This window comes from Rhodococcus sp. MH15 (assembly GCF_019266045.1).
GTDB lineage: Bacteria > Actinomycetota > Actinomycetes > Mycobacteriales > Mycobacteriaceae > Rhodococcus_F > Rhodococcus_F qingshengii.
Map to the genome: position 1 here is coordinate 1,279,402 of NZ_LPNP01000061.1, position 25,687 is coordinate 1,305,088.

Consider the following 25,687-nt stretch of genomic DNA (forward strand, 5'->3'; position numbering starts at 1 on the left):
TCGGCGGCCAGTTGAGACCCGAGAACCGCCGGTCTCCACGCATCTCTGCCGGAGCCCTACGGCACGCCACCGATAGACGATACCGGTCTACCCGCTGCCAGGTCAAAGCGCAGCCATTCCTGCCAACAGCATCATCGTCCAGCACAGCGATGCGAGCGATCGACATGCGCCTGCCCCGGCAACCTGACGGTACCGGGGCAGGCGGGGTGTCATCACGGCATGGGATGTTGTCAGCGACCGAACCCGTTTGCGGCGATCCGATCAGCTTCCTGCATCTTCTCCGAGCCGCTCGCCGTCGCTCCGGCGATCTGCGCGAGAACCAGGTTCAGTTCTTCGGAAGCCTGGGCCCAGCGACGCTGTGCGTCGTTCCACGCTTCGGAACCTGCCCCTTCCCAGCCTGCTTGCAGCTTGTCCACGACGACCTTGATGTCGCCCTGTTTGTCGTTGATCGCTTTGGCCTGCTGTTTCATCTGATCGGACAGCATTGCGAGGCCGCCGAAGTCGTACTTGATCCTGTCGGACATAACTGCTCCCGGTTCGGTGTGACTGGAGAGAACTTGTGAGAACTAACTTGTGAGAACTACTGGCTGAGGATTGCTTGATCGGACGATGAAGAGCTGGCGGTCAGGACATGTTCACCGTCGCGCCGCGAAGCGAGCTGACGTTGTCGTCTTCGGTCGAGTCGAAGGTTCCCGCGGCCTGTTTGATCTGCTCGCAGATGTCGGTCAGAGCTGTGTCCAACTTCAGGGCCGCGCTGTTGTATCGCTCCATGATTCCTGCGTATTCGACCTGCGCCGCACCGTTCCACGAATTGTGCGAAGCGTCGGCCTCCGACCGAACAGCGTTGACCAGCCCCCTGATGTCACCGAGATGTCCGTCGATGGTCCCCGCCGAATCGATCAATTCAGCGGTAGTTGCGGTAAAGCCCATGTCGTCCCCCTGGATTCGGTGAGTACCGTTCGGTATCGGCGATCACACACAACGGGCTTTGTCCGTCGGATGTGCACCGGGGTCGAGCGGAACTCCCTGATGTGCGCTACACATACTTTGACGCGACCTTCGTACCAACGGTTCCGGCCCGACCGAAGAATATTTTCAGAACCGACCGATCCGGTCACGGTGTGAATTCGACCGACTGCCACATCCGCAGGCAGTCCGCTTCGAGACTGCCCCACTCACCGACCAGATACTGGCAGCCGATACTCACTTGCCGTCCGTTGTCGACGTACACGCGCCAACGCACCTCGGAGAAATCGTCCGGAAACTCGACGTACACCACTGCCCGTTTTCCTGCGGCATCGTCGAGCACAGCAAACTCTGCGAACCGCAAGGGGTCCTCGAACGTCGAAAACTGCTGACGCAAAACAGCTTCGACGGAATCGAATCCCACACCTTCCGCAAGACGTTTCTCGATGACCACGATCTTGCGATCCGCACCCGAACCGGGTACCAAATCGGTACGCCCGCTCGAGGTCCCTCGCGACAGAAGCTTCCAATCGGAAGGCACTTCTGCCGCAACGCTTCCCACGTCCACACGAGTAAGTTCCGGCGTGGCCCCGGACTCGATCGACGAGATCGAAGTCTTCGGTGCAGGCGTTTCCTGCTCTTTCGACGCCTCCACGATCTCGACTTCGACTTCCGCCGTGGCTGCGACCGACCCCGCCAACCGAGAATCGCCTCGATCGCGAGTGGACACCACGACCGTTGCTGCGACCGCACCGGCGACGGCGACCACCGCAAGCGCCGCCGCGAACCATCGACGGCCTCTTCGCCGCCCGCCGACGCGACGCGGCGAAGAGGCATTCGAGTCCGCGCCAGAAATCGACTTCGCGCCATCCGTATCGCCTACCCACCCGGCGCCGAAAGCCGAATTGTCGACGATTCGTCCCGAACTGTCCCGCGCGGTTGTCTGGCGAACGAGCGTCTGAGGATCCACCAGAGACGCAGCCACCCGGCTCTCGTCCAGAATTCGGATGCTCGCGTGGCCGTGAACATTCGTCGACCCCCGTTCGAGCGAAGCCGCAACAGCATGAGAGCTCGGCCCGACCAACACCACAGCGTCCCGAACCGATAGATCCCCGATTGCGGAAAACAACCCCGCAACGTCTGCGATCTCCGAACTTTGTGTTCCGTCGATTCGGAGTTCACCGTCGACCTCAGCGACAACAGAAGCGACCACCGTTCCGCCTCGCAGTTCGAGGACGACACACCGCGATCGCCAAGCCGTATGAGCCGACCTCGCCGCCGCGATCGACGTCGGAACGAGTACGACGTCGTGCGCCACTCGACGTGCGGCATCGAGCAATCGCCGCCTGCGTGGGGCACCCCAATCCGAGGGATGACTGAGATGAAGAATGTCTGCGTCGACGATTCCGCACCCGTCCATCGCACTGGAGATCAGCCTGGCCACCTCCAAGACTGTCGGGACAACCCGACCATCCACGTCGACATAATCGTCGTCGATGTAATCGATCGCATTCTTACCGGCCGCACCGGGGCCCGACGTCGGTTCGCGTCTGAGGTCTGCACTGCAACAGAATTCGCGTTGACCCGATACGACCCAGATATTCGATGCACCCCAATGTAACGAGACCGACACTGCGGACGGAGCGGTCACAGCGGTGGCATCCACGGAACTTGGACAAGTTGGGTTTGCGAGCGGGAAACGTAAACCCCACGGCCTTCCGGCATCGCCGACGCGCGGACAGTGCCGACGAGATTTCCCTCGTCACGACTTCCGCTCATGATCAATCCGGCCGGCGCCATGTCGCGAATTCTCGCAATGACCGGCTCGTACAGTGCTCTGGCCGCACCACCGGAACGGCGGGCAATAACCAGGTGCAAACCGATGTCCTTGGAGTGCGGAATGTATTCGAGCAACGGCGCCACCGGATTTCCACTCGGTGTGGCCACAAGGTCGTAGTCGTCGATCAGTACGTAAATCTCCGGCCCACTCCACCAAGATCGTTCCCGCAATTGCTGCTGCGTTGTTCCGGCGTTCGGCATTCTGGCAGCGACGATCCGAGCCAAGTCGACCATCAACTCACCGAAGGTCGTCGACGACGCCGAGTACCCGCCGAGGTGATTCCCTTCGACAACGCCCAGCAGGGAATGCCGATAGTCACCGATGATCAGCTTGGCCTGGGCCGGTGTGTTCGACGCGATGATCCCTTCGGCTATTCCACGCAGGAGAGATGTCTTCCCACACGCGGTGTCGCCGAATATCAACAGGTGCGGGTGTTCCCGGAAGTCCATGTACACCGGGGCGAGGTCGGTCTCACCGAGCCCGATCGGCACGGTGAGGCACCGACCGTCGGCCGCACTCGGTGAGGGCCACCGGGTCCCGACAGCTTCGAGAAGTTCTGCCCGCGAGTAGGAATCCGGGAGCATCCGCACGGTGGGTGCCGGACGCGAATTCGACATGGCTGCAATACGTTCGACCGTCGCCACCACAGCCGTACTCGAGTTCTCACTACCCGGTAGGCCGTCGATTCGAGGTAGTCCGGTGAGAAGGTGGAGTCCGTCGCGAGTGATGCCACGACCCGGTCGACCTTCCGGCACCAGGCCGGCTTTCCGGCGACCCGCATCCGAATCTCCCGGATCACCCAAACGAAGTTCGATGCGAGTACCCAGTTGATCCTTGAGTGCCGGCCGGATCTCGGCCCACCTCGACGTCGTGACGATCACGTGTACACCGAAGGACAAACCTTGACCGGCGAGCATGTTGATCTGGGGCTCGAGTGATTCGAAATCCGAACGAACGCTTGGCCAACCGTCGACGACGAGGAAGACGTCACCGTACGGGTCCTCTCGGAGTCCCGCAGCCTCACCTTCCCCGGTGGGATCAGCTGTTCGCAATCTACGGAAATCGGCCATCGATTCGATGCCGAGGTCACGAAACAGTCGCTCCCGTTTGGCGACCACACCGAGTACCTCGGCAACTGTGCGCCGGACGCGGTCGGAATCCAAGCGGTTTGCCACCGATCCGACGTGCGGCAGATCTTTCAATCCGAGGAGCGTTCCACCGCCGAAGTCGAGGCAGTAGAACTGAATCTGTTCCGGCGTGTGCGTCATGCTCAGAGACAAGATCAACGTGCGCAACGCCGTCGACTTTCCCGACTGCGGGCCGCCGACAATCGCGAGGTTGCCAGTCGATCCGTTGAGATCGGCGACGAGTAGATCGCGGCGCTGATCGAACGGCCTGTCGACTATGCCGAAGGGTGCGCTCAGATTTCCGCGAGGTTGATCACCGGTCGCCCACCGCGGCAACAACTGGTCAAGCGTCGGAGATGACTCGAGCGGCGGGAGCCACACTTCATGCGCACGTGGACCGTGACCGCGCATGCGGTCTACGAGGACTCCCATGAGAGTACGTGCATCGTCACCGATTTCACCCATGTCGACGACGTCGGGCTCGACGGGAACGACAACGGCCTCTGGTCCGGTCACGGGCTTCGCGGTAAACGGCAGCGGCGCCAGTTCGACGGGGGAATCGACCGAGAATCGAGTGGGCACGATCCGCTCGCCCTCGTACGGGCCTGACACGTACGCACCTTGGAAGCGAACGATCTCAGCAGAATCGGACTTCAGGTATCCCGCACCGGGTGTGCCCGGAAGGTGATAAGCATCGGGAACGCCGAGGACGGAACGAGACTCGTTCGCCGAGAACGTTTTCAACCCGACGCGATACGAAAGATGGCTGTCGAGGCCCCGAAGCTTTCCTTCGTCGAGTCGCTGACTGGCCAGCAGCAGGTGAATGTGAAGTGACCTGCCCAATCGCCCGATGGCCACGAACAATTCGGCAAATTCCGGCTGCTGACTGAGCAGTTCGGAAAACTCGTCGACAACCACGAAGAGTGCCGGCAAGGGATCTAGTGCAGCGCCGGCCAGCCTCGCCTTCTCGTAATCGGACACGTTTGCGAAGTTTCCTGCCGCACGCAACAGTTCTTGTCGACGATTCATTTCGCCGGCGAGCGCGTCCTTCATACGATCGACCATCGCCAATTCCTCGGCAAGGTTGGTGATGATCGCAGCAACGTGCGGCGCCTCCTCGAGGCCGAGAAAGGTTGCACCGCCTTTGAAGTCGATCAGGACGAGGTTCAGTGCGTCGGGAGAGTGGGTCGCGATCAGGCCGAGCACCAAGGTTCGCAGGAACTCCGACTTGCCAGAACCGGTGGCTCCGATACACAGCCCGTGCGGACCCATACCGTTCTCGGCCGACTCCTTCAGATCCAGTTCGACGGGGTTTCCGTCTTGTCCGACACCGATCGGCACACGGAGTCGGTCGCGCCCCTGACGTGGAAGCCAGCCATGCTCAGGATTGAACCTCGCAACGTTTCCTATCCCCAACATCTGGCTCCACGTCCGAAGGGATCGGTCGTCGTCAGCTGCGTCGACGGCATTCTGCGATGCCGCACGGAACGGTGCGATGCGACGGCCGAACGCCTGCGCCAGGCTCGTCGTCGCAGCGTCAGGCCTCGCAAAGTTCTCAACTCCTGCGCTGCTCACCGCGCCGATCTGATCGCTACTGACGACCAGTCGCAAACCACGCGTCGCCACCAGCCGCGGGCAGAACCCGCACAGGTCGAGGACGGTCACCGAGTCGAGCCCGGATTCGGACAACAGGCCGGTGTCACCTTCGAACAAGCCACCGTCCACGACCAGCACGAGATGCGGAACGCCCGCACTGGCTGGAGTGTTGCGAGCGAATCGAGCACGCATCGAAAGCGGTTCCCCGAGGGAACTTTCGAATTCGAGATACGAACCGAACACCATGCGTGCAGTGCCGGTGCCGTCCTGAGACTGCGGGTGTTGCGCGTGCGGGAGCCACTTGACCCACTCCCACTCGGATTCGGTATCGGGACCGCACACCACCGCAACTTGGAGCGTGTCCGGACCGTGGAATGTGCACAGTTGCATCAACATCGAGCGGACAAGCGCACGAGCGGAATCTCTCTGCCCCTCGATGGACATCGCAGCAAATCCGCGAAGCGAGACGGCGGTCGGCAGGTCCTGCACAACCGAATGTGCACGGACGAATCGCCGAAGTGAGACAGCAGCGACGGGTTCGAGATCCTCGACCGGCCCGGTCTCCGGAGACACGAGTCTGGTGGCCAATCGCTGTGTACCCAGACCTACCCGAACGTGGCAGTAGTCCGAGTCGGTGATCTGACGCTCCCACATCCGCACAGTCCCGGCCAGTGTCCAGAGCAGCGACGGCTCGGGATTGCTCCACTCGAGAGCAGCACGCTGCGCACCAGTCGTCGCAGCAACATCACTACGCATCTGATCCAGGTACCGGAGGTAGTCCTTGCGGTCCTCGTTCGCTTCGGACGCTCTTGCTCCACCGCTACGACCGCCCCCGGCGAGCATTCCGAGCATCGACACCATCATCATGACCGGAAACAGCAGGGACATCGGATTGCGCGCCATGCCGGAAGAGAACATCAGCGCCACCATGCCGATCATGGCAACCACCATGATCACCGGAAGTAGTTTGGTCAGTAGGTTTCCCGGCGTGACGCGAGGTATCTCCGGTGGGGGCTGAAGCGTCACCTCGCCGCCCGGTGTGCGCGGCGATTCACGGCGTGCTCGACGCGCAAATCTGACAGTGCTCAATTCACCCACCCCCATCGGTGCTGCAGCTGTTGCCGCCAGACGCCTCGTCCGACTACCGCCGGCCCCCCAAGGCGTACTCGCGCAATTGCAAGAGAGTAGATCACAACACCGACACTCGGGTCGGTGCCACCTGTTGTCGGCGCTGTCTCCGATACAGGCGCGCAGTTCATGTCGTATTGTTCGGGTGAACTGGGGTGACGCGAAGGGGGAATCGCGTCATGGGAGGGGACAGATCTTGACCAGCACCACTACAACCAGCGCTGCGAACACCGGAAACGGACGAGGCGCGAGTCATTCTGCCGAACTGTGCAGGTTGACGGTACTTTCAGCCCATTCGCAGGTGGATCTTGCGGTGCCGCTTCGTGTTCCACTCACCGTGGTCATTCCGGGCATTGTGGACACAATTGTCAACCACAGCAATTTCAACGAGTTCGACCACACCACCGAACAATTCGAGCCCGTCGACTGGACTCTGTCGAAAGTCGGCAGGGCACCGCTGGCACCGACGCTGTCGCTGCACGAGCACGGAATCCGCGATGGAGAATTGCTCGTACTCGAGGCCTCGGACACCGCTGCCCCGCCCCCACTCTTCGACGACATCATGTACACCGTCGCGGCCACGGATGCGGACGTCTACCGACGCTGGACTCCGGTCACCGCGCGCATTGTCGGCTCGACCGCCGCCCTCGTCGCTGCGCTCGTCGCGGCCCTCGCCCTGGTCCTCGGCGACACGGGACTGATCGGCGCCGTCTGCGGCGGAGTGACGTCTTTGGTGCTCACCGTCGCCGCCGTCGTGGCAGCGCGGGTGTACGGAGACTCTGGAAGTTCCGTCACGCTCGGATGCGCTTCGGTGCCACTGGCGTTCGTCTCCGGCGCACTCTGCGTGCCCGGCACTGTTCTTTCGGCTCATCTGCTTCTCGGTTCGGCATCTGCCGCTGCGGTAACTCTGATCTGCTTCCGCTTGTGCGGCACCGGATTAGCTGTCTTCACAGCACTTCTCGTCGTCCTTCTCGCGGCGGTGGGCACCTTTGCCGTCACTACCACGCTTCCCGAGGCGCGCACCGCGACCGTCAGCGGCGCGGTGATTGCCGCCGCATTGATCGTTCTCACGTTCACCGCTCGACTGTCGATGTTGTTCGCGCGACTACCGCTTCCCCCTGTTCCGACGCCGAGTAATCCCCTCGACGACGACCGCGACGGACTGCCCGAACCCGAACTACCCGGGCTGACCGAGTTGGCGGAAAGGGCAGGGCGGGCGCGTAGCTATCTGACTGGGCTGATCGTGGCCACGTCAGTGGTCGCGCTCGTCGCTGCCGTCGCACTCGCGTGGTCCTGGCCTGGTCAGGGGATCGTCTGGCCGAATCTTGCTCTCGCATTCGCGACGGCCGTCGTGCTGATGTTTCGCGGGCGCACCTACGCGGGCGCACAGCAGGCTGTGCCACTCATCGCGGCAGGCATCTCGGTGATTCTCGTTCTCCTGGGCGACATGGCATGGACCCATCGCGACCATGCATTGGTCGTCTTCGCCATCACGATGACCGTTCTCCTCCTGGCACTGGTTCTGGGAATCCTTGCCCCCCAGAACACATTCAGCCCCGTGATGCGACGCGCTGCCGAGCTGTTGGACCTCGCTGCGATTGCAGCAATCGTTCCGCTGATCTGCTGGGTCAGTGGCCTCTTCGCGCTCATGCGTGGCCTCTGAGCGATCGGTGATCGATGGTGATTCGACGTGCAACAAACATCTGCGCCAGTCTCGTGATCGTTGCCTTCAGCGTTCTCGCCGGGGCAGGTGGCGCATCGAGCGCGGTTCCCTCCCCCATCGATCCTGCAATGCTGCCCGAGGACGGTCCGCCTGCACCTCCACAACCCACCGAACAACGAACCCTGTGCGTCCCAGCCGTGGCAGGTGGTGACGGTGCGGACATTCCACGTTCTCAACGAGATCTGGGATTCGATTCTGTGTGGCCGATCACCAGAGGGGCAGGACAGCGAATTGCTGTCATCGACACCGGTGTCAGCAGACATCCCCGGCTGCCATCGCTCGACGGCGGCGGTGATTACGTCGGTACCTCCGACGGCACCGACGATTGTGACGCACACGGAACTGTCGTGGCCGGTCTCATCGCCGCCCAGCAAGTCGAGGGTTCCGGATTCTCCGGAGCTGCGCCTGACGCACAGATAATTTCGATCAGGCAGTCCAGTGCCGCCTTCTCGGTGGCCGGCCAACGCGAAGACCCTGCTGTAGCCGAGAACTCATCCGGGTACGGAAACGTCGACACCAGGGCATCGGCCGTCCGTCACGCTGCGGACATGGGTGCAAGCGTCATCAACATCTCCGAAGTCGCCTGCAAGCCTGCCGGGGACGGGATCAGCGACCAACGACTCGGCGCTGCAATCGAATACGCCACGATCGCGAAGAACGTCGTAGTCGTCGCAGCTGCAGGGAACGTCGGATCCGGAGGTTGCAAGAACCAGAATCCGCCGCCGGATCCCCTCAATCCCCTGGCCGATCCATGGAACTCGGTTGTGACGATTGCCAGTCCGGCTTGGTACGACGACTATGTCCTCACAGTGGGGTCGGTAGACCCCAATGGCGCCGCCAGTTCCTTCAGCCTCGGCGGTCCATGGGTCGACGTGGCGGCGCCCGGCACCGGAATCACCTCACTTCACCCGACGTCGCCCGGTCTGACCAACGGGGTGTACGGCTCCGACGGCGCCGTACAGTCGTTCAACGGGACCAGTTTCGCTGCGCCCTTTGTCGCGGCAACCGCCGCACTGGTCCGGTCGGTTCACCCGGAACTGACGGCGCTTCAGGTCATGCAACGTATCGAAGCCACCGCCCACGCTCCGGCGCAGGGTTGGAATCCCTACGTCGGTCACGGCGTCATCGATCCACTTGCGGCAGTGACGGGCGAATTGGCCCCAGGAGAACGCGTCAAGGTCAACCATCAGTCGGTGTCGATCGATCCCCTACCCACGCCGCCGACCCCCGACAACCGATCTCGCGACACGGCACTCGTCGGAGCCGGAACGGTCGGCACCCTCGCCCTACTGACGCTGTTGGCATCGATGCCTCTTCGTCGAGTAATTCGTCGGCATCTTCCCGAACGCCAGAAAATCGATCCCTGAACCGTCAGCAGTGTTCAGTTCACCGGAGCGGCCGGCGCTGTATCGGGGGCGACTCCGTCGTGAGCTATCAGTGCATTGCTCTTCTCGAGCGCGGGGCCTGATGCAAGTAGGTCGAGCATCTGCCAAGGCGCGCGATCAGGCGTTCGCGTCAATCCGAGCGCGCGAGCGGAGGTTTCGTCCGGTACGCCGTACTTCACACCGGTATCGGCTACGTAGAACACTCCGTCGTGCCTGGTGCTGTTCGTCTCGATTCCGGTCGCTTGAACAAATCCGCCGAATCCCTGTTCGACATGGACGTTGTCGAGATTGTCACCCGATCCGTCCGCCTGCGCCAAGGACACCAACTTGCCACCCTCCGGGATCGGAACCTGCAATCCAGCGACAAGTTTCAGCGTTGCAGAACTACTTTCGCCGCCCTCGACTGCAGGTGCGGGAGCCCATTCCAGACAGCCGACAGGTGCGCCGTGATCATCGACGATCTCCGGAACCACCCGCGGCAACAAGTCGACGGCCAGCTCACTCACCGAGGGAATACGACTGATGGCATCAGGGGTGACGCTCGCGATCCCGGTGGCGCCCTGCGAATCCGAAAAGTAGATCAGTTGGGCGAGCGCCGCACCGATCTTCTGGATCCCGTTCTCGAGTACCACGTAGTACTGCGGGTCCGCACCCACCGAAACCTGGACGACGGAGCCGACAGTCTTGTTCTGCAGAGGAAACCGGGGCGCCGATCCCAGTTGGCGGATTCGCGGAGCCTCGATGCGCGGAACTTCGGGAATCGAATTGAGGAATCCGATACTGATCGGTCGCGCCTGTGCTCCTTCCAGGCCCAAAGCCCGCATGATCGCCGGATCGTCCACATCGATTTCCGCTCGCTTCCCGTCGTACACGAGAAAGTGATCGGAACCCGACTTCACCAGGAATGCACGGTCATTCGTCAGATATGTCGTGTTTTCGCCGACATTGGACGAGCCGACCAGGACCGAAGTCGTCAACGATTTTCTCCCGTCGGATCCGACGGAATCGCACACCGTCCACGCGGCGTTGGTAGGGTCGGCCGATTCCGGCAGCGCGGACGGTGCGCCGGGAATGCCGACGAGCGCGCCCCGGGGTTTCGCCTCGACCTCGGATGCCTTGACTATTGCCGGTTTTCCTGGCGAACCCAGAATCAGTCGTGCGGAGGCCAAGTTCAGCACAGGGCGAAACGTACCCTCCATGGCGACGAACATCGCGCCCGATTCCTTTGCAACGACGATCTCTGCATCGCCGATTCTGTCCTGTGGCCGAAACAGAGCGAGTACAGCGCAACCCGCCAATCCCAGTGCAGCGAGGACTATTCCGACGGTGAACGCGCGCGACTGTGATCGCATCGGATCGTGAAGCATCCGCACGTCTCGTCTGACCAGCGCATGTTCCATCCGCCTGACCAAGAATCGGTACCCGTTGACCTGCCAGCGCGTGGTAGGTGTCGCAGCCATCATTCCCCCCGTGCCTTACATCCCCTTGCGAAGACACAGTACAGTTCCGCTGGGGCGGAAATTTTCGGGTAGTTCGCAGGTCAGGTATCGGGGAGGAACCGTGGACCGATCGCGGTTGAAGCATTGGCCGTCGTCACACAGGATTTCGACGCGCGAGTTCGTGCCGGCACAGATTTTCGGAATCGGTGCGGGCGGAATCGCGATGGCCAGTGGGCTCGATTGGTTCTGGGCGCTGGCAATCGGTTGTGTGGTTGCCGGATCAATGCTGCTTCATGTGGGCGGTTGGTCGGTAATGTCCTGGATTGTCAGGTACTTTCGCTATCTGCACCGCAAGGACGTCGACCGCAGCACGATCGTCAGTTTTCACACTCCCTCCGAGCAGTCCATCGGGCTCCGAGTGGACGGATCTTCGCTCGTCGCTGTCGTCGAGATCGCTCCCCCACGCGACTACCTGACCAGGATCGGCCGTCATTCGTTCGACGCTTCCCACCTTCTGCCCACGGCAGCCCTCGCCAATTGTCTCTATCAGCACGACATCTCACTCACCGGCATCGACATCGTCAGTCACGGATACCGCGCCGCGTCGGGAACGCCTGCCACCGAAGTCTACGAACGTCTCATCGGACCACTACCAGCCACCGCCACCAGAAGTGTTTGGCTTGCACTACGTTTCGACGCGCTGGAGGGTGGTGCAGCAGTCGAACGCCGGGGCGGGGGCGAACAGGGCGCCGGCCGCGCGATAGCTGTTGCCGCCAATCGTGTCATCCGGGTGCTCGATTCAGCGGGGTGCAAGGCGCGGATCCTGACCGCACCGGAGATCGCGTCGTCCACTGCCCAGGTGACAAGAGGAGTGGCCGGCCACGAGGTCACCGAAACGTGGCGAAGTACCCCCTTGCCTGGCGTGTCCAACGTCGGATTTGGGATCGAACCCCGTTTCATCACCACTGCGACCCTGACCCGAGTGTGGGCAGTGGCAACGGTCGGGACGTCCGTGACAATTCGGTTACGACCCACCGGACAACGCGGAGAGGCGAAGGTCAGTGCGACATGTCGCTTCACCACGCGCAATCCACCTGAGAACGCACCGCTGGCCGGTTTGGTCTCGCTACGTGGGCGCCAGCGCGACGGATTGCTGACCAACTTGCCAACCGCATTGGCCGCGCTGGACGGCATCACGCCGGGCGTTCGCATGGACGGGGGCACACTCGACTCACTCGCTCTACCCCTTGCCGGGTGCGGCCAACTCATCGGCTCGGACCGAAACGGGCACGGTGTCGCGGCCAGAATTTCGGGGCCGGGCGTCAACACCGTTCTTGTCGCCGGCGAACTCTATCTGGCTCAGCAGTTGATCTTTCGAGCCATCGCGACCGGCGCACTGGTACTCGTCCACACCGATCGACCGCAAGCGTGGACCGCGCTCACCGACTCGATGGGAGTGCCTGACCGACTCCGCGTGTCCGGGCAGGGCGGTGGGCCTGAGGGCGCCTTCAACACTGTCGTGTTCGACGGCGTCGAGGGGTTATCTCCGCGTGCCGGCGTGACCGCAATCTATGTGTACGGACATCCACGCCAATGGCCTCGGGTCGACCCTGAAATCTCGATAGTCCAGCCATTCGCACTCGGTGACAAGATCACGGTCGAAACCGGCCGTACACGCGTCGACCTGACTCTCGTGACCATCGCTTCCGAGACATCGTTCATCGGCCGTCCACGAGCCGGCGACGCTCACCAGATGGCGTGATCGCGTATGTCCAAGATCAGCCGGGATAGGGATCACTTGCACGTTGCATCCGCAATCCGCTTCCCCACCAATCCAATTCACGAATCATCTTCTCGCTTGCATCGATCGCAATCGAATCCACGCCGTACGGCTCGTGTCCGAATTGCTTACGCACCCGGTGAATGGTCACGCTTTGACGCACCGAGACCATGTGCAACTCCGCCACCACTTGCCTCAGTTGCTCGACGGCCCGAACACCACCTGAAATCCCGCCGTAGGACACGAATCCGATCGGCTTGGCACGCCACTCGTGTTTCACCGAATCGAATGCGGTCTTGAGAGCAGCCGGATACCCGTGGTTGTATTCGGAGGTCACGGCGACAACAGCGTCGGCGCGCCCGATTCGCCGGCGGAAAACCTCCGTGGCAGGTGAATCCGAGAAATCCTGGGGCAACGACAGCTCTCTGAGGTCGATCACCGATACGTTCCACGACGGGTTCGCGGTTGCGCGCTCGACAAACCAGTCCGCCACTGCTCGTCCCATTCGCCCCTCGCGGACCGAACCTACGATGACTTCGACGTTCAAAGGTGCCATGAACGTCGATGCTAGCGACTGATCACGCAGTGATCCCGTCCGTGATGAGTGCTGCCAGTTCCCGATAAGCGCTGGCATCGTCCAGACCAGTTGCCCGGTAGACCGCGCGTTGCTGGATCCGAACCATCGTCGCCGCAGCGGCATCGGCGACAAATGATGCGTGTACCTGCCGGAATGCGCCCGAATCGACCCCCTCGACGATGAGCGATCGCACACGATCAGCAGCGATCGACGTGTTCTTCTCGTAGACCTGGCTCGCCGACACCGATTCGGCCAGGTCTTCCATGAACTGACTGGACGCCGCGGACAGCCGATCACCCACTGCTTCGAGATACACCGCGACTCGACGAGTCGGGGCCGTTTCGGCGGCGACTGCACTCTCCACTGCATCGGTCGCCGCCCGGAAGAAGTGCACTGTCACCGCCCGCACCAGGTCCTCTTTGCCGGCCGCCACGGTGTACAAGGTGCTCTTGGAGCAGTGCAGACGAGCTGAGATCTCGTCGAGCGTGAGGTGGGCGAAACCCTCGCTCAAGAACAGTTCGACCAATTGATCGAACAACTCTGCCCTGCGCGCAGTCGTCTTGTGAACCAGCCTTGCCATACCTACAACAGTACTGCAGTATCGTTCTCAGTACTATTACCTAGCTAGGAGCCGACCGTGCCCGTCGAACGCCTGATGCCCAGCCAAGAAGCTCGCGATCTCATCGAACTGACGCGTGATGTCGCGGACAAGGTACTCGCGCCCAAGGTCAACGAATACGAGAAGGCCGAGAAGTATCCAGACGGAGTGTTCCCCGCACTCGGACAGGCGGGTCTGCTGAGCCTTCCGTATCCCGAGGAGTTCGGCGGCGGCGATCAGCCGTACGAGGTGTACCTCCAAGTGCTCGAAGAGATCGCCTCACGCTGGGCAGCGGTTGCAGTGGCGGTGAGCGTGCACAGCCTGTCGTGCTTCCCGCTGTTCACCTTCGGCACCGACGAACAGAAGAACCGCTGGCTACCGGACATGCTGGGCGGCAACACCATCGGCGCGTACAGCCTTTCCGAAGCGCAGGCCGGATCCGACGCCGCCGCGTTGTCGTGCAAGGCGACGCCCACCGACGGTGGCTACCGCGTCAACGGTTCGAAAGCCTGGATCACCAACGGCGGCAAGGCGGACTTCTACAACCTCTTCGCACGCACCAGTGACGACGGTTCACGCGGCGTCTCCTGCCTCCTGGTGGACAAGGACACCGAAGGCCTCAGCTTCGGAAAACCCGAAGAGAAGATGGGGCTACGCGCGGTCCCCACTGCCTCCGCGAACTACGACGACGCCTTCATTCCTGAGGAGCGATTGATCGGTCAGCGCGGCCAGGGGCTGCCGATTGCCTTCAGCGCTCTCGACTCCGGCCGACTCGGAATCGCTGCCGTTGCCGTCGGAATCGCTCAAGGCGCGCTCGACGACGCGGTCGCTTACGCGAAGGAGCGCAAGGCATTCGGCAAGCGGATCATCGATCACCAGGGACTCGGTTTCGTGCTCGCGGACATGGCTGCCGCAGTCGACTCCGCGCGAGCCACCTACCTCGATGCAGCCCGCCGCCGCGACGCCGGAGTTCCGTATTCACGCAACGCGAGCGTCGCCAAGCTCGTGGCCACCGACGCGGCAATGAAGGTCACCACCGACGCCGTTCAGGTATTCGGCGGGTACGGATACACCCAGGACTTCCCGGTCGAGCGCTACATGCGCGAGGCCAAGATCACGCAGATCTTCGAGGGCACCAACCAGATTCAGCGATTGGTCATCGCGCGCCAACTGGCGGGATAGCCCCCCCGATACGAATGCCCTCCCACACAGAGTGGGAGGGCATTTTGCATGGTGAAGTTCAGTCGCCGCAGCATCCACCCGAAGACGGAATCTCGCGGGTCTCACGGGTAATCGCGTTGCGGGCAGCCAGTTCCGAGTAGTCGGGGTAGTCCACGCGGACCAACGAAAGTCCGTGCGCCGGCGCAACGAGGATGGAACTGGATCGCGACGTTTCGTCGAGCAAACCTGCCACCCAGTCGGCGGTGCGCCGTCCCTCACCGACGGAGAGGACTGCGCCGACAAGACTGCGAACCATCGACCAGCAGAACGCATCGGCATTCACGTACGCCGTGAACACCGTGCCCTCTTGGCTCCAGTCGAAACGCTGCAGCTCCCGCACCGTCGTGGCGCCTTCTCGACGCTTGCAGAATGCCGCGAAGTTGTGCAGACCCAGCAGCCGATTCGACGCTTCCTGCATCGCTCCGAGATCGAGTGGTTTGGGATACGAGACGGTGTCGCGTGCGCGTAGTGGCTCCACTCCGAACGCCGCGTTGGTCACCCGGTACTCGTAATAACGTCGCATCGCGGAGAAGCGCGCATCGAAGTCACCCGGAACCACCGATATCTGTTTGACCCGAACGTCCTTGGGCAGAAATCGTGCAAGTCTGCGCACGAGTCGCGACGGATCGTCCGGGAGCAACTCTCCCGGAACGTCGACGTGCGCTACCTGACCGGTGGCGTGGACACCGGCGTCGGTTCGACCGGCAACGGTCAACTGAACCGGGTGTCGAAGCACCGTTCCCAACTTGTCTTCGATCTCACCGCACACGGTGCGCAGATCGGTCTGGCGGGCCCAACCCGAGAAGTCGGTGCCGTCGTAGGAGATGTCGAGCCGCAATCGAACGAGCCCGCCGTCCCCGATGGGGGCGGCGGGCTCGTTCGATTCAGCGTGTGCCGAAACCAAGGGAGACTAGTCCTTCTTGGCCTCTTCGGCCTCGGGAGCGTCGGCCGCAGTTGCGGTCTCGTCCTCGATGGCCTCGACGACTGCGTCAGCGTTCTCGACCTCAGCGTCGGTCGCGTCGGCCTCTACGGCCTCGACGACGTTCTCTGCGGCGGGAGCTTCCTGCGAGGACTTGACGCGACGAGCGCGGTCAGCCTCGGAGGTGACGGTCTTTTCCTTGACGAGCTCGATGATTGCCATCGGAGCGTTATCACCCTTGCGGGGGATCGTCTTGATGATGCGGGTGTATCCACCGTTACGGTCCGCGTAGAACGGGCCGATCTCGGCGAACAGGGTGTGAACGACATCCTTGTTGCGGATGACCTTCAGCACCTCACGACGGTGAGCCAGCGTGCCGGCCTTCGCGTGCGTGACGAGCTTCTCGGCGTAGGGGCGCAGTGCCTTGGCCTTGGACTCGGTGGTGGTGATGCGACCGTGCTCGAAGAGCGCGGTAGCCAGATTGGCGAAAATCGCCTTCTGGTGGGAAGCCGACCCGCCGAAGCGGGCACCCTTCTTGGGCTTGGGCATGATGATCTCCTAGTAAAGGACCTGAGCTGCTACAGCTGTTCGGTCTCGGCGTAGTCCTCGGTACCTTCGGCATCGCCGAAGGAACCGGCATCAGTGTCACTCCACGTTCCGGTGGCGGCGTCGTAGCCGGCAACGGTGGTGGGATCGAAGGATGCGGGGCTGTCCTTGAGGGACAGGCCGAGCGAATGCAGCTTGACCTTGACCTCGTCGATGGACTTCTGTCCGAAGTTGCGGATGTCGAGCAGATCGGACTCGGTACGGCCGACAAGCTCACCGACGGTGTGAACACCTTCGCGCTTGAGGCAGTTGTAGGAGCGGACCGTGAGGTCCAGATCCTCGATGGGGAGTCCGAAGGAAGCGATGTGATCGGCCTCGGCAGGCGAGGGTCCGATCTCGATTCCTTCTGCTTCGACGTTCAGCTCACGGGCCAGGCCGAAGAGCTCAACCAGGGTCTTGCCCGCCGAAGCGAGCGCGTCCCGTGCGGTGATGGAGTTCTTCGTTTCCACGTCGAGAACGAGCCGATCGAAGTCGGTGCGCTGTTCGACGCGAGTGGCCTCCACCTTGTAGGTGACCTTGAGCACCGGCGAGTAGATCGAGTCGACCGGGATACGGCCGATCTCTGCGCCGGACGCCTTGTTCTGAACGGCGGGGACATAGCCGCGACCGCGCTCGACTACGAGCTCGATCTCCAGCTTTCCCTTGTCGTTCAGGGTGGCGATGTGCAGATCAGGGTTGTTCACGGTGACGCCTGCCGGGGGCACGATGTCGCCTGCAGTAACAGCGCCGGGGCCCTGCTTGCGGACGTACATGGTGACCGGCTCGTCCTCTTCGGAGTTCACGACGAGGCCCTTGAGGTTCAGGATGATGTCGGTGACATCTTCCTTCACGCCCGGGACGGTGGTGAACTCATGGAGGACGCCGTCGATACGGATGCTGGTGACAGCAGCGCCGGGGATCGACGAGAGCAGCGTGCGGCGCAGCGAATTGCCGAGCGTGTACCCGAAACCTGGCTCCAGGGGCTCGATGACGAACTTCGAGCGGTTATCAGCGATGACCTCTTCGGTCAGCGTGGGTCGCTGAGAAATGAGCATTGGTATTTCCTCCTGTACGGACGTCCACTATTTGACGCCCACGATGGGAAAGGGCCTGCGGCCCTGTGAGTGGTTGAGGAGTCCGGAGACTCCTCAACCACTCACGGGGTGCGAAGCGCCTTACTTCGAGTAGTACTCGACGATGAGCTGTTCCTGCAGAGCGATGTCGATCTGCGCGCGCTCGGGAAGCTGGTGAACCAGGATCCGCAGACGCGAGCCGACAACCTGCAGCCACCCGGGAACCGGGCGATCGCCAACGGTCTCACGCGCAACCTGGAACGGAAGCGTGGAGAGCGACTTCTCCTTGACATCGATGATGTCGTACTGCGAGACGCGGTAGCTCGGGATGTCGACCTTCTTGTTGTTCACGAGAAGGTGACCGTGCGTGACCAGCTGACGTGCCTGACGGCGCGTGCGAGCGAGGCCTGCGCGGTACACGACGTTGTCGAGACGCGACTCGAGGATGCGAAGCAGGTTCTCGCCGGTCTTGCCGGGGCGGTTGTTCGCCTCCTTGTAGTACAGGCGGAACTGCTTCTCCATGACGCCGTAGGTGAAGCGAGCCTTCTGCTTCTCCTGCAGCTGGAGCAGGTACTCGCTCTCCTTGATACGCGCGCGGCCGTGCTGTCCGGGCGGGTACGGGCGACGCTCGAATGCCTGGTCGCCTCCAACGAGGTCGACGCGCAGACGACGCGACTTGCGGGTGATGGGTCCGGTATAACGTGCCATTTTCTTCTACCTATCCTTCCCGCTATACCCGACGCCGCTTGGGCGGACGGCAGCCGTTGTGCGGCTGGGGGGTTACATCGGAAATGGTGCCGACCTCGAGGCCAGCGGCCTGGAGGGAACGGATTGCGGTCTCGCGACCGGATCCCGGTCCCTTGACGAAGACGTCAACCTTCTTGACACCGTGCTCCTGCGCCTTACGGGCAGCGCTCTCAGCAGCAAGCTGAGCGGCGAAGGGAGTCGACTTACGCGAACCCTTGAAGCCGACGTGTCCCGAAGACGCCCAGGAAATGACATTTCCGGCGGGGTCCGTGATGGACACGATGGTGTTGTTGAAGGTGCTCTTGATGTGAGCGGCGCCGTGCGGGATGTTCTTCTTATCCCTGCGACGCGTCTTCTGGGTCTTCTTCGGACCGGTGCTACGTGACTTCGGGGGCATTACTTCGCCTTCTTCTTGCCGGCAATGGTGCGCTTCGGACCCTTACGGGTACGGGCGTTGGTCTTGGTGCGCTGACCACGCACGGGCAGACCACGACGGTGGCGCAGGCCCTGGTAGCAGCCGATCTCGATCTTGCGACGGATGTCGGCCTGAACCTCGCGGCGAAGGTCACCCTCGACCTTGAGCGACTCCTCGATGTACTCGCGGAGCTTTGCCAGGTCCTCGTCCGAGAGGTCCTTGCTCCGGAGATCCGGGCTGACGCCGGTGGCGTCAAGGATTTCCTTGGAGCGGGTACGGCCGATGCCGTAGATGTATGTCAGTGCGATCTCCATGCGCTTTTCGCGAGGAAGATCAACACCAGAGAGACGTGCCATGGTGGCATTTCCTTATCGGTGTGCGGAGGTCTGCTCCCAGCCCTTCCCCTGTGCCTCTTGCCGAGTACCGACGCCCGAAGGCGCAGATGATCTCATCAACTAACTCAGTGGGGCCCCGGCCTCCGTGCCGGGGGTGAACCATTGTCCGACCTTGGCGATCGGTGAACGATCGCGTGGGGTCTCGTCAACAATGGCTGGTACTGGGAGGTCTTCTTTGCTTGTTGCCAAGCAGATCTTCGAAAAGCTAGATCTAGCCCTGACGCTGCTTGTGACGCAGGTTCTCGCAGATCACCATGACTCGACCGTTACGGCGAATCACTTTGCACTTCTCGCAGATCTTCTTGACGCTCGGCTGAACCTTCACGTCTTCTGATCTCCTGTTTTGTCGCAGCCCGCCGCGATGAACCGCAGCAGACATACTTCTCCCTGACCCAGGTCAGGTCCGGGAAGTTCGTTACTTGTAGCGGTAAACGATGCGTCCGCGCGACAAATCGTAGGGCGAGAGCTCTACGACAACGCGATCTTCCGGGAGGATGCGAATGTAGTGCTGACGCATCTTTCCGCTGATGTGGGCGAGGACCTTGTGGCCATTCTCGAGCTCAATGCGGAACATCGCATTGGGCAGCGGCTCGACTACTCGTCCTTCGACCTCGATGGCCCCGTCTTTCTTAGCCATATCCTCCGCGATCCGTTTGGTTTGGCATGCTTCGTGCATCGGCTTCCGTTACATTGGCACGCAATGGAAAGATCGTCGGCAGTTCGAAAGCCCGATCCCGGAGCGATCCGGGCGTAGGCACAAGAACTATCGACGCGCATAGCGCACCGCCTAGCCATGTTACGCGATGTAAACGACCAGGCCAAATGCGCCTCCGGTCAGGGTGACGACGCACACCGCTCCCCCATCGAAAAAGTCCCAGCCTCGAAATGAGGCTGGGACTTCTCGAACATGAATCATGCTCGCTGCCAACACTTGTCAGCGACTGTGTCGACTACTCCGGCCGGAGTGTCAGAATCCGCGGACCGTCTTCGGTCACTGCGACAGTGTGTTCCCAGTGCGCCGCACGGGACCCGTCGGTCGTCACAACGGTCCAGTCGTCGTCGAGAATCACCGTGTCGGTGGTGCCGAGCGTGAGCATCGGCTCAATCGCCAGGCACGATCCGACAACCAGTTCAGGACCCTTACCCGGGGCACCTTCATTGGCGAGGAACGGATCCATGTGCATTTCCCGGCCGATTCCGTGTCCGCCGTATCCGTCGACGATGCCGTAGGAACGACCGTGCAACTTCTCGGCGGCATGAGTACCGACCTCGATCGCGTGCGAAACATCCGTCAGACGGTTGCCGGCGATCATTGCCGCGATCCCGGCTTCCATGGAAAGCCGAGTGGCTTCGCTGAGCTCCTGATCGGCGACGCTGATCTCACCGACACCGAACGTCCAAGCGGAGTCACCGTGCCAACCGTCGAGGATCGCGCCACAGTCGATGGAAACCAGGTCGCCTTCAGCCAGGATGTCCTGAGCAGAAGGGATTCCGTGAACGACGCGATCGTTGACCGAAGAGCAGATCGAGCCGGTGAAGCCGTGGTACCCGAGGAACGAGGGCACGGCGCCGGCGTCACGAATGACGGATTCAGCGACCGCGTTCAATTCCAAAGTGCTGACACCGGGCTTCGCCGCAGCGCGAACCGCCACCAGAGCCGAACCCACGATCGCGCCGGCAGCAGCCATCGCGTCGAGTTCGCCCGCGGAGCGGAACGGAACAACCTTGCGTTTGCGCCCGAAGACCATTACTTACCCAACGCTGCCAGTGCGCGAGCGTTGACCTCTTCGACCTCGCCGATCGCGTCGACGGAGACGATGCTGTCCTTGTAGTAATCGAACAGCGGTGACGTCTCGTCGCGGTAGACCCGGAGTCGGTTGCGAATGACGTCCTCGGTGTCGTCGGCACGACCGCGGGCGAGCATACGCTCGACCACGATGTCCTCGTCGACGACGAAGGAGAGGACACCGTCGAGCTTGGTGTCGAGATCCTTCAAGATTCCCTCGAGTGCCTGAGCCTGTTCGACCGAGCGCGGAAACCCGTCGAGAAGGAAACCGTTTGCTGCGTCCGGTTCTGCGACGCGAGCCTTCACCATGTCGTTGGTGATCGAGCTCGGTACGAGTTCGCCGGCGTCGATGTACTTCTTTGCTTCCACACCGAGAGCGGTGGCCTGACCGATGTTCGCGCGGAAGAGATCACCCGTGGAGATATGGGGAACGCCGAACTTCTCGGACAAGATAGCGGCCTGGGTGCCCTTGCCGGCACCGGGAGGACCAAGGAGGACAAGTCTCACTTGAGGAACCCTTCATAGTTACGCTGCATTAGCTGACTCTCGATCTGCTTCACGGTGTCCAGGCCGACGCTGACCATGATCAGCACCGCGGTGCCACCGAACGGCAGGTTCTGCGCGCCGCCGCCGTTCCCGATGTCGAGGAACAGGTTGGGCAGAACAGCAATGGTGCCGAGGTAAATCGCACCCGGAAGGGTGATGCGACTCAGCACGTAGTTGAGGTAGTCCGCGGTCGGCTGACCGGGTCGGATACCGGGGATGAAGCCGCCGAACTTCTTCATCTCGTCGGCGCGCTCTTCGGGATTGAAGGTGATGGCGACGTAGAAGTACGTGAAGAAGACGATCAGGCCGAAGTAGATCGCGATGTACACCGGGTTGGCCGGGTTCACCAGGTAGGTGTTGATGAGGCGCTGCCACCAACTGGGGTCGACCGCTGTACTGGCCGAAGTCAGCTGTGCAATCAAGTTCGGGAGGTACAGCAGTGAAGACGCGAAGATCACCGGGATGACGCCGGCCTGGTTCACCTTCAGAGGCAGGTACGTCGAGGATCCGCCGTACATCTTGCGTCCGACCATCCGCTTCGCGTACTGCACCGGGATACGACGCTGACCCTGCTCGACGAAGACGACACCGGCGATGATCAGCAGCGCTGCGAGGCAGACGAAGGCGAAGACCAGCGGACCACGGCTGTCGAGGATTGCCTTGCCCTCGCTCGGGATACGCGATGCGATACCGGCGAAGATGAGGAGGGACATACCGTTGCCGACGCCACGTTCGGTGATGACCTCGCCGAACCACATGACCATGGCAGCACCGGCAGTCATGACCAGCACGATGATGACAAGACCGAAGATCGACTTGTCGGCGATGATGTCGTCACAGCCCTGGAGCAACTGTCCGCGTGCCGCAAGAGCGACGATGCCGGTCGACTGCAGGATTGCCAGAGCAATGGACAGGTAACGCGTGTACTGCGTCATCTTGGCCTGGCCGGACTGGCCTTCTTTCCGAAGTTCCTCGAACTTCGGAATCACCACGGTCAGGAGCTGCACGATGATGCTCGCCGTGATGTACGGCATGATGCCGATCGCAAAGATCGACATCTGCAGCAGAGCGCCGCCGGAGAACAGGTTGATCAGCGAGTAGATACCTGCTGAGTCACCGGAGTTGGCGATATCGATGCACTGACGCACACGGCCGTAGTCGACACCTGGGGACGGGATGAGAGCGCCGACCCGATACAGAGCCACCAAGCCGAGGGTGAAGAGGATCTTCCGCCTCAGGTCTGGGGTCCTGAGGGCCGAGACGAAGGCGGAAAGCAAAGATCCTCCTGGCACGACGGTAGGGAGACAGATCGTTTTGACCTGTCGAACTTTTGAACTCTAACAGTGAGCATTTGGGAACTAGGCGGGCAGACCACGAAAACCGGGTAAGCCGAAGATACATTTGCCACTCGGTGACCAGAATACTGGCCCGTCCGAGCATGCACGACCAATCTGTGACACGACCTCGTACCTGTGACACGACCTCGTAGACGCCGATGGCCGCACCGCAGCAAACGCTGCGCTGCGGCCATCGGACTAGCTACGCGTGATCACTCACAGCTCGGTGGCGGAACCACCGGCAGCAGCAATCTTTTCCTTGGCGGAACCGGTGAACTTGTCGACGGTCACCTGAACGGCAACTGTCAGTTCGCCGTCGCCCAGAACCTTGACGAGCTGGTTCTTGCGGACTGCGCCCTTGGCGACGAGATCCTCGACCGTGATTGCTCCACCTTCGGGGAACAGACGGGCGATGTCGCCGACATTGACGACCTGGTACTCGACGCGGAACGGGTTCGTGAAGCCCTTGAGCTTGGGCAGACGCATGTGAAGCGGCATCTGTCCACCCTCGAAGCCCACGCGCACGGTGTTACGTGCCTTGGTGCCCTTGGTACCGCGACCTGCGGTCTTACCACGCTTGCCGCCCTCACCGCGTCCAACACGAATCTTGTTGGACTTGGATCCCGGAGCGGGGCGCAGGTGGTGCAGTTTGATGGTCATGGTTAGACCTCCTCAACTGTTACGAGGTGGCGCACCACGTTGATCAGACCGCGGTTCTGTGCGTTGTCCTCACGAACAACGGTCTGACGGATGCCCTTGAGACCCAGCGTGCGCAGAGAATCCTTCTGGTTCTGCTTGGTCCCGATGATGCTCTTGATCTGAGTGACCTTGAGATCTGCCATTACTTCACACTCCCAGCAGCCTGTGCGCGAGCGCGAAGCATGCCGGCGGGTGCAACCTCTTCGAGGGTGAGGCCGCGGCGAGCCGCAACTTCCTCGGGACGCTGCAGACCCTTGAGCGCAGCAACGGTCGCATGCACGACGTTGATGGCGTTGTCGCTACCGAGCGACTTCGACAGGATGTCCGCGATACCAGCGCACTCCAGCACGGCGCGCACAGCGCCACCGGCGATAACACCGGTACCGGGGCTTGCCGGGCGAAGCATGACGATGCCGGCAGCAGCCTCACCCTGAACGGGGTGAGTGATGGTGTTGGCGATCATCGGGACGCGGAAGAAGCTCTTGCGAGCCTCCTCGACACCCTTCTGGATGGCCGCGGGAACTTCCTTGGCCTTTCCGTAGCCGACGCCGACCAGTCCGTTGCCGTCTCCGACGATCACCAGAGCGGTGAAGCTGAAGCGACGACCACCCTTGACGACCTTGGAAACGCGGTTGATCGTGACAACGCGCTCGATGAACTGTGACTTCTCCGCAGCGTTTCCGCCACGGCCACCGTCGCGACGGTCACGGCCGCCACCACGGTTGTCCCCACGAGCGTTGCTGTTGTCACCGCTGTTGGGGCCATTCTGTCCGGCGGGTCCGCTTCCGCCGTCACGCCTTTGACGTCCCGGCATCAGGCTGTCCTTCCGTTGAAAATGTTGGTCATCAGAACTTCAACCCGCCTTCGCGAGCCGCGTCTGCCAGGGCCGCGATGCGACCGTGGTAGCCGTGTCCGCCGTGGTCGAAGACAACTGCTTCCACGCCGGCAGCCTTGGCGCGCTCGGCGATCAGCTGACCGACCTTCGCGCTCGCAGCCTTCTTGTCGCCTTCTGCCACGCGCACGTCTGCTTCGATGGTCGACGCGGAGGCCAGGGTGTGGCCGGCCAGGTCGTCCACGAGCTGGACGTGGATGTGGCGCGAGGACCGGTTGACGACCAAGCGGGGACGCTCGGGCGTGCCGGAGACCTTCTTGCGGAGACGGAAGTGACGACGCGTCTTCGAGAGACGACGCTTGGTGGACGCATCCTTGCCCAGCGGAATCCGCTTGGCTTTCTGGTTTGCAGTCTGGCTCATATCACTTACCCGTCTTTCCGACCTTGCGGCGGATCTGCTCACCCTCGTAACGCACGCCCTTACCCTTGTACGGGTCCGGACGACGGAGACGACGGATGTTGGCCGAGATCTGCCCGACCTTCTGCTTGTCGATGCCGGACACCGAGAACCGGGTGGGCGACTCGACGACGAAGGTGATGCCTTCAGGAGCCTCGATCGGCACCGGGTGGCTGAAGCCGAGCGCGAACTCGAGGTCCTTGCCCTTCAGTGCCACACGGTAACCAACACCGTGGATCTCCATCTTCTTCGTGTAACCCTCGGTGACACCGGTGATGATGTTCGCAACCAGGGTCCGCGACAGACCGTGCAGCGCGCGGCTACGACGCTCGTCGTCGGGGCGCGTGACGCTCAGCGAGCCGTCCTCTGCCTTTTCGATTGCGATGGGCTCGGAGATGGTCAGCGCGAGGGTGCCCTTGGGACCCTTGACGGTGACATCCTGGCCGCTGATCGTGACGTCAACGCCCGCGGGGACGGTGACCGGAATCTTTCCAATACGCGACATTGTGGTGGCCT

Annotated in this window: 27 protein-coding genes; 4 read left to right on the top strand and 23 right to left on the bottom strand. The window is 62.1% G+C overall.

Features of this window, described 5'->3' with window-relative positions; all coding sequences use genetic code 11:
* Nucleotides 1–230: 230 nt before the first annotated feature.
* From ATN37_RS13945 to eccCa, 4 genes are all read right to left on the bottom strand, one after another.
* Nucleotides 231–524 (bottom strand): WXG100 family type VII secretion target, encoded by a 294-nt coding sequence (locus ATN37_RS13945; protein WP_217018624.1) that lies wholly within the window; start codon nt 522–524, stop codon nt 231–233.
* Nucleotides 525–624: 100 nt separating this feature from the next.
* Nucleotides 625–930 (bottom strand): WXG100 family type VII secretion target, encoded by a 306-nt coding sequence (locus ATN37_RS13950; protein WP_003940986.1) that lies wholly within the window; start codon nt 928–930, stop codon nt 625–627.
* Between the two features lie 184 nt (nt 931–1,114).
* Nucleotides 1,115–2,617, bottom strand: coding sequence for a type VII secretion-associated protein (locus ATN37_RS13955; RefSeq protein ID WP_217018623.1), 1,503 nt, complete (start codon nt 2,615–2,617; stop codon nt 1,115–1,117).
* Nucleotides 2,614–6,618, bottom strand: a complete 4,005-nt coding sequence (eccCa, locus tag ATN37_RS13960; RefSeq protein WP_217018622.1) for a type VII secretion protein EccCa — start codon at nt 6,616–6,618, stop codon at nt 2,614–2,616. Before eccCa ends, ATN37_RS13955 begins: the two co-directional genes overlap by 4 nt.
* A gap of 235 nt (nt 6,619–6,853) precedes the next feature.
* Between eccCa and eccD the strand changes: the two genes are divergently transcribed.
* Entirely contained in the window at nt 6,854–8,320 is a 1,467-nt protein-coding gene (gene eccD, locus ATN37_RS13965) for a type VII secretion integral membrane protein EccD (protein WP_083057798.1), read from the top strand.
* 14 nt (nt 8,321–8,334) lie between these two features.
* A complete protein-coding gene (gene mycP, locus ATN37_RS13970; RefSeq protein ID WP_218695277.1) occupies nt 8,335–9,747 on the top strand; it encodes a type VII secretion-associated serine protease mycosin in 1,413 nt (470 codons plus the stop codon).
* Nucleotides 9,748–9,761: 14 nt separating this feature from the next.
* Here mycP and eccB read toward each other — a convergent pair whose 3' ends face one another.
* Nucleotides 9,762–11,228 carry a type VII secretion protein EccB gene (eccB, locus tag ATN37_RS13975; RefSeq protein WP_217018620.1) on the bottom strand — a complete coding sequence of 489 codons (1,467 nt, stop codon included), beginning with the start codon at nt 11,226–11,228 and terminating at the stop codon, nt 9,762–9,764.
* A gap of 97 nt (nt 11,229–11,325) precedes the next feature.
* Here eccB and eccE point away from each other — a divergent pair, with 97 nt between their 5' ends.
* On the top strand, nt 11,326–12,966 hold the full coding sequence (gene eccE, locus ATN37_RS13980; protein WP_054188119.1) for a type VII secretion protein EccE: 1,641 nt from the start codon (nt 11,326–11,328) through the stop codon (nt 12,964–12,966).
* Nucleotides 12,967–12,982: 16 nt separating this feature from the next.
* Here the strand turns inward: eccE and ATN37_RS13985 are convergent, their stop codons facing one another.
* Nucleotides 12,983–13,540 (bottom strand): NADPH-dependent FMN reductase, encoded by a 558-nt coding sequence (locus ATN37_RS13985; protein WP_003940967.1) that lies wholly within the window; start codon nt 13,538–13,540, stop codon nt 12,983–12,985.
* 22 nt (nt 13,541–13,562) lie between these two features.
* Nucleotides 13,563–14,141, bottom strand: coding sequence for a TetR/AcrR family transcriptional regulator (locus ATN37_RS13990; protein WP_003940885.1), 579 nt, complete (start codon nt 14,139–14,141; stop codon nt 13,563–13,565).
* A gap of 57 nt (nt 14,142–14,198) precedes the next feature.
* Here ATN37_RS13990 and ATN37_RS13995 point away from each other — a divergent pair, with 57 nt between their 5' ends.
* On the top strand, nt 14,199–15,341 hold the full coding sequence (locus tag ATN37_RS13995; protein ID WP_007728582.1) for an acyl-CoA dehydrogenase family protein: 1,143 nt from the start codon (nt 14,199–14,201) through the stop codon (nt 15,339–15,341).
* Between the two features lie 58 nt (nt 15,342–15,399).
* On the opposite strand, the gene truA is transcribed toward ATN37_RS13995, so the two are convergent.
* The 16 genes from truA to rplF all read right to left on the bottom strand — a co-directional run bounded on the left by truA (nt 15,400) and on the right by rplF (nt 25,676).
* Nucleotides 15,400–16,284, bottom strand: a complete 885-nt coding sequence (gene truA, locus ATN37_RS14000) for a tRNA pseudouridine(38-40) synthase TruA (RefSeq protein WP_217018618.1) — start codon at nt 16,282–16,284, stop codon at nt 15,400–15,402.
* Nucleotides 16,285–16,290: 6 nt separating this feature from the next.
* Nucleotides 16,291–16,848, bottom strand: coding sequence for a 50S ribosomal protein L17 (gene rplQ / locus ATN37_RS14005; RefSeq protein WP_007728580.1), 558 nt, complete (start codon nt 16,846–16,848; stop codon nt 16,291–16,293).
* A 29-nt stretch (nt 16,849–16,877) separates the two neighbouring features.
* Complete coding sequence (locus ATN37_RS14010) at nt 16,878–17,939, bottom strand: DNA-directed RNA polymerase subunit alpha (RefSeq protein WP_003941016.1); 1,062 nt, start codon at nt 17,937–17,939, stop codon at nt 16,878–16,880.
* A gap of 120 nt (nt 17,940–18,059) precedes the next feature.
* The gene (rpsD, locus tag ATN37_RS14015) at nt 18,060–18,665 is read right to left on the bottom strand and encodes a 30S ribosomal protein S4 (RefSeq protein ID WP_003940769.1); all 606 of its coding nucleotides are present in this window, start codon (nt 18,663–18,665) and stop codon (nt 18,060–18,062) included.
* 22 nt (nt 18,666–18,687) lie between these two features.
* Complete coding sequence (gene rpsK, locus ATN37_RS14020; RefSeq protein ID WP_003940683.1) at nt 18,688–19,101, bottom strand: 30S ribosomal protein S11; 414 nt, start codon at nt 19,099–19,101, stop codon at nt 18,688–18,690.
* A complete protein-coding gene (gene rpsM / locus ATN37_RS14025; protein ID WP_003940834.1) occupies nt 19,101–19,475 on the bottom strand; it encodes a 30S ribosomal protein S13 in 375 nt (124 codons plus the stop codon). The genes rpsK and rpsM overlap by 1 nt, the downstream gene beginning before the upstream one ends.
* Before the next feature lie 250 nt (nt 19,476–19,725).
* A complete protein-coding gene (gene rpmJ, locus ATN37_RS14030; protein ID WP_003938068.1) occupies nt 19,726–19,839 on the bottom strand; it encodes a 50S ribosomal protein L36 in 114 nt (37 codons plus the stop codon).
* Nucleotides 19,840–19,929: 90 nt separating this feature from the next.
* Nucleotides 19,930–20,151, bottom strand: a complete 222-nt coding sequence (infA, locus tag ATN37_RS14035) for a translation initiation factor IF-1 (RefSeq protein WP_003418601.1) — start codon at nt 20,149–20,151, stop codon at nt 19,930–19,932.
* 313 nt (nt 20,152–20,464) lie between these two features.
* Complete coding sequence (gene map / locus ATN37_RS14040; protein ID WP_003940806.1) at nt 20,465–21,262, bottom strand: type I methionyl aminopeptidase; 798 nt, start codon at nt 21,260–21,262, stop codon at nt 20,465–20,467.
* Nucleotides 21,262–21,807, bottom strand: coding sequence for an adenylate kinase (locus ATN37_RS14045; RefSeq protein WP_003940868.1), 546 nt, complete (start codon nt 21,805–21,807; stop codon nt 21,262–21,264). Before ATN37_RS14045 ends, map begins: the two co-directional genes overlap by 1 nt.
* A complete protein-coding gene (gene secY / locus ATN37_RS14050) occupies nt 21,804–23,123 on the bottom strand; it encodes a preprotein translocase subunit SecY (RefSeq protein WP_003940773.1) in 1,320 nt (439 codons plus the stop codon). Before secY ends, ATN37_RS14045 begins: the two co-directional genes overlap by 4 nt.
* 276 nt (nt 23,124–23,399) lie before the next feature.
* A complete protein-coding gene (gene rplO, locus ATN37_RS14055) occupies nt 23,400–23,843 on the bottom strand; it encodes a 50S ribosomal protein L15 (protein WP_003940829.1) in 444 nt (147 codons plus the stop codon).
* Nucleotides 23,844–23,845: 2 nt separating this feature from the next.
* Nucleotides 23,846–24,025, bottom strand: a complete 180-nt coding sequence (gene rpmD, locus ATN37_RS14060) for a 50S ribosomal protein L30 (protein WP_003940751.1) — start codon at nt 24,023–24,025, stop codon at nt 23,846–23,848.
* Nucleotides 24,025–24,696 carry a 30S ribosomal protein S5 gene (gene rpsE / locus ATN37_RS14065; RefSeq protein ID WP_003940718.1) on the bottom strand — a complete coding sequence of 224 codons (672 nt, stop codon included), beginning with the start codon at nt 24,694–24,696 and terminating at the stop codon, nt 24,025–24,027. The genes rpmD and rpsE overlap by 1 nt, the downstream gene beginning before the upstream one ends.
* A gap of 31 nt (nt 24,697–24,727) precedes the next feature.
* Nucleotides 24,728–25,135: a 50S ribosomal protein L18 gene (rplR, locus tag ATN37_RS14070; protein WP_003940996.1), complete on the bottom strand. Its 408-nt coding sequence runs from the start codon at nt 25,133–25,135 to the stop codon at nt 24,728–24,730.
* Nucleotide 25,136: 1 nt separating this feature from the next.
* Nucleotides 25,137–25,676, bottom strand: a complete 540-nt coding sequence (gene rplF, locus ATN37_RS14075; RefSeq protein ID WP_003940970.1) for a 50S ribosomal protein L6 — start codon at nt 25,674–25,676, stop codon at nt 25,137–25,139.
* Between the last annotated feature and the right edge of the window lie 11 nt (nt 25,677–25,687).

Excerpts from the sequence above, each read along its gene's own strand:
- map (WP_003940806.1), bottom strand. The coding sequence starts at position 21,262 with ATGGTCTTCGGGCGCAAACGCAAGGTTGTTCCGTTCCGCTCCGCGGGC.
- rplR (WP_003940996.1), bottom strand. The coding sequence starts at position 25,135 with ATGAGCCAGACTGCAAACCAGAAAGCCAAGCGGATTCCGCTGGGCAAG.
- infA (WP_003418601.1), bottom strand. The coding sequence starts at position 20,151 with ATGGCTAAGAAAGACGGGGCCATCGAGGTCGAAGGACGAGTAGTCGAG.
- rpsE (WP_003940718.1), bottom strand. The coding sequence starts at position 24,696 with ATGCCGGGACGTCAAAGGCGTGACGGCGGAAGCGGACCCGCCGGACAG.
- ATN37_RS13985 (WP_003940967.1), bottom strand. The coding sequence starts at position 13,540 with ATGGCACCTTTGAACGTCGAAGTCATCGTAGGTTCGGTCCGCGAGGGG.
- rpsM (WP_003940834.1), bottom strand. The coding sequence starts at position 19,475 with ATGGCACGTCTCTCTGGTGTTGATCTTCCTCGCGAAAAGCGCATGGAG.
- ATN37_RS13990 (WP_003940885.1), bottom strand. The coding sequence starts at position 14,141 with ATGGCAAGGCTGGTTCACAAGACGACTGCGCGCAGGGCAGAGTTGTTC.
- eccB (WP_217018620.1), bottom strand. The coding sequence starts at position 11,228 with ATGATGGCTGCGACACCTACCACGCGCTGGCAGGTCAACGGGTACCGA.
- rpmD (WP_003940751.1), bottom strand. The coding sequence starts at position 24,025 with ATGGCAGATCTCAAGGTCACTCAGATCAAGAGCATCATCGGGACCAAG.
- rpsD (WP_003940769.1), bottom strand. The coding sequence starts at position 18,665 with ATGGCACGTTATACCGGACCCATCACCCGCAAGTCGCGTCGTCTGCGC.
- ATN37_RS14010 (WP_003941016.1), bottom strand. The coding sequence starts at position 17,939 with ATGCTCATTTCTCAGCGACCCACGCTGACCGAAGAGGTCATCGCTGAT.
- rplF (WP_003940970.1), bottom strand. The coding sequence starts at position 25,676 with ATGTCGCGTATTGGAAAGATTCCGGTCACCGTCCCCGCGGGCGTTGAC.
- rplQ (WP_007728580.1), bottom strand. The coding sequence starts at position 16,848 with ATGCCCAAGCCCAAGAAGGGTGCCCGCTTCGGCGGGTCGGCTTCCCAC.
- rpsK (WP_003940683.1), bottom strand. The coding sequence starts at position 19,101 with ATGCCCCCGAAGTCACGTAGCACCGGTCCGAAGAAGACCCAGAAGACG.
- mycP (WP_218695277.1), top strand. The coding sequence starts at position 8,335 with ATGGTGATTCGACGTGCAACAAACATCTGCGCCAGTCTCGTGATCGTT.
- ATN37_RS13945 (WP_217018624.1), bottom strand. The coding sequence starts at position 524 with ATGTCCGACAGGATCAAGTACGACTTCGGCGGCCTCGCAATGCTGTCC.
- rplO (WP_003940829.1), bottom strand. The coding sequence starts at position 23,843 with ATGACCATCAAACTGCACCACCTGCGCCCCGCTCCGGGATCCAAGTCC.
- ATN37_RS13950 (WP_003940986.1), bottom strand. The coding sequence starts at position 930 with ATGGGCTTTACCGCAACTACCGCTGAATTGATCGATTCGGCGGGGACC.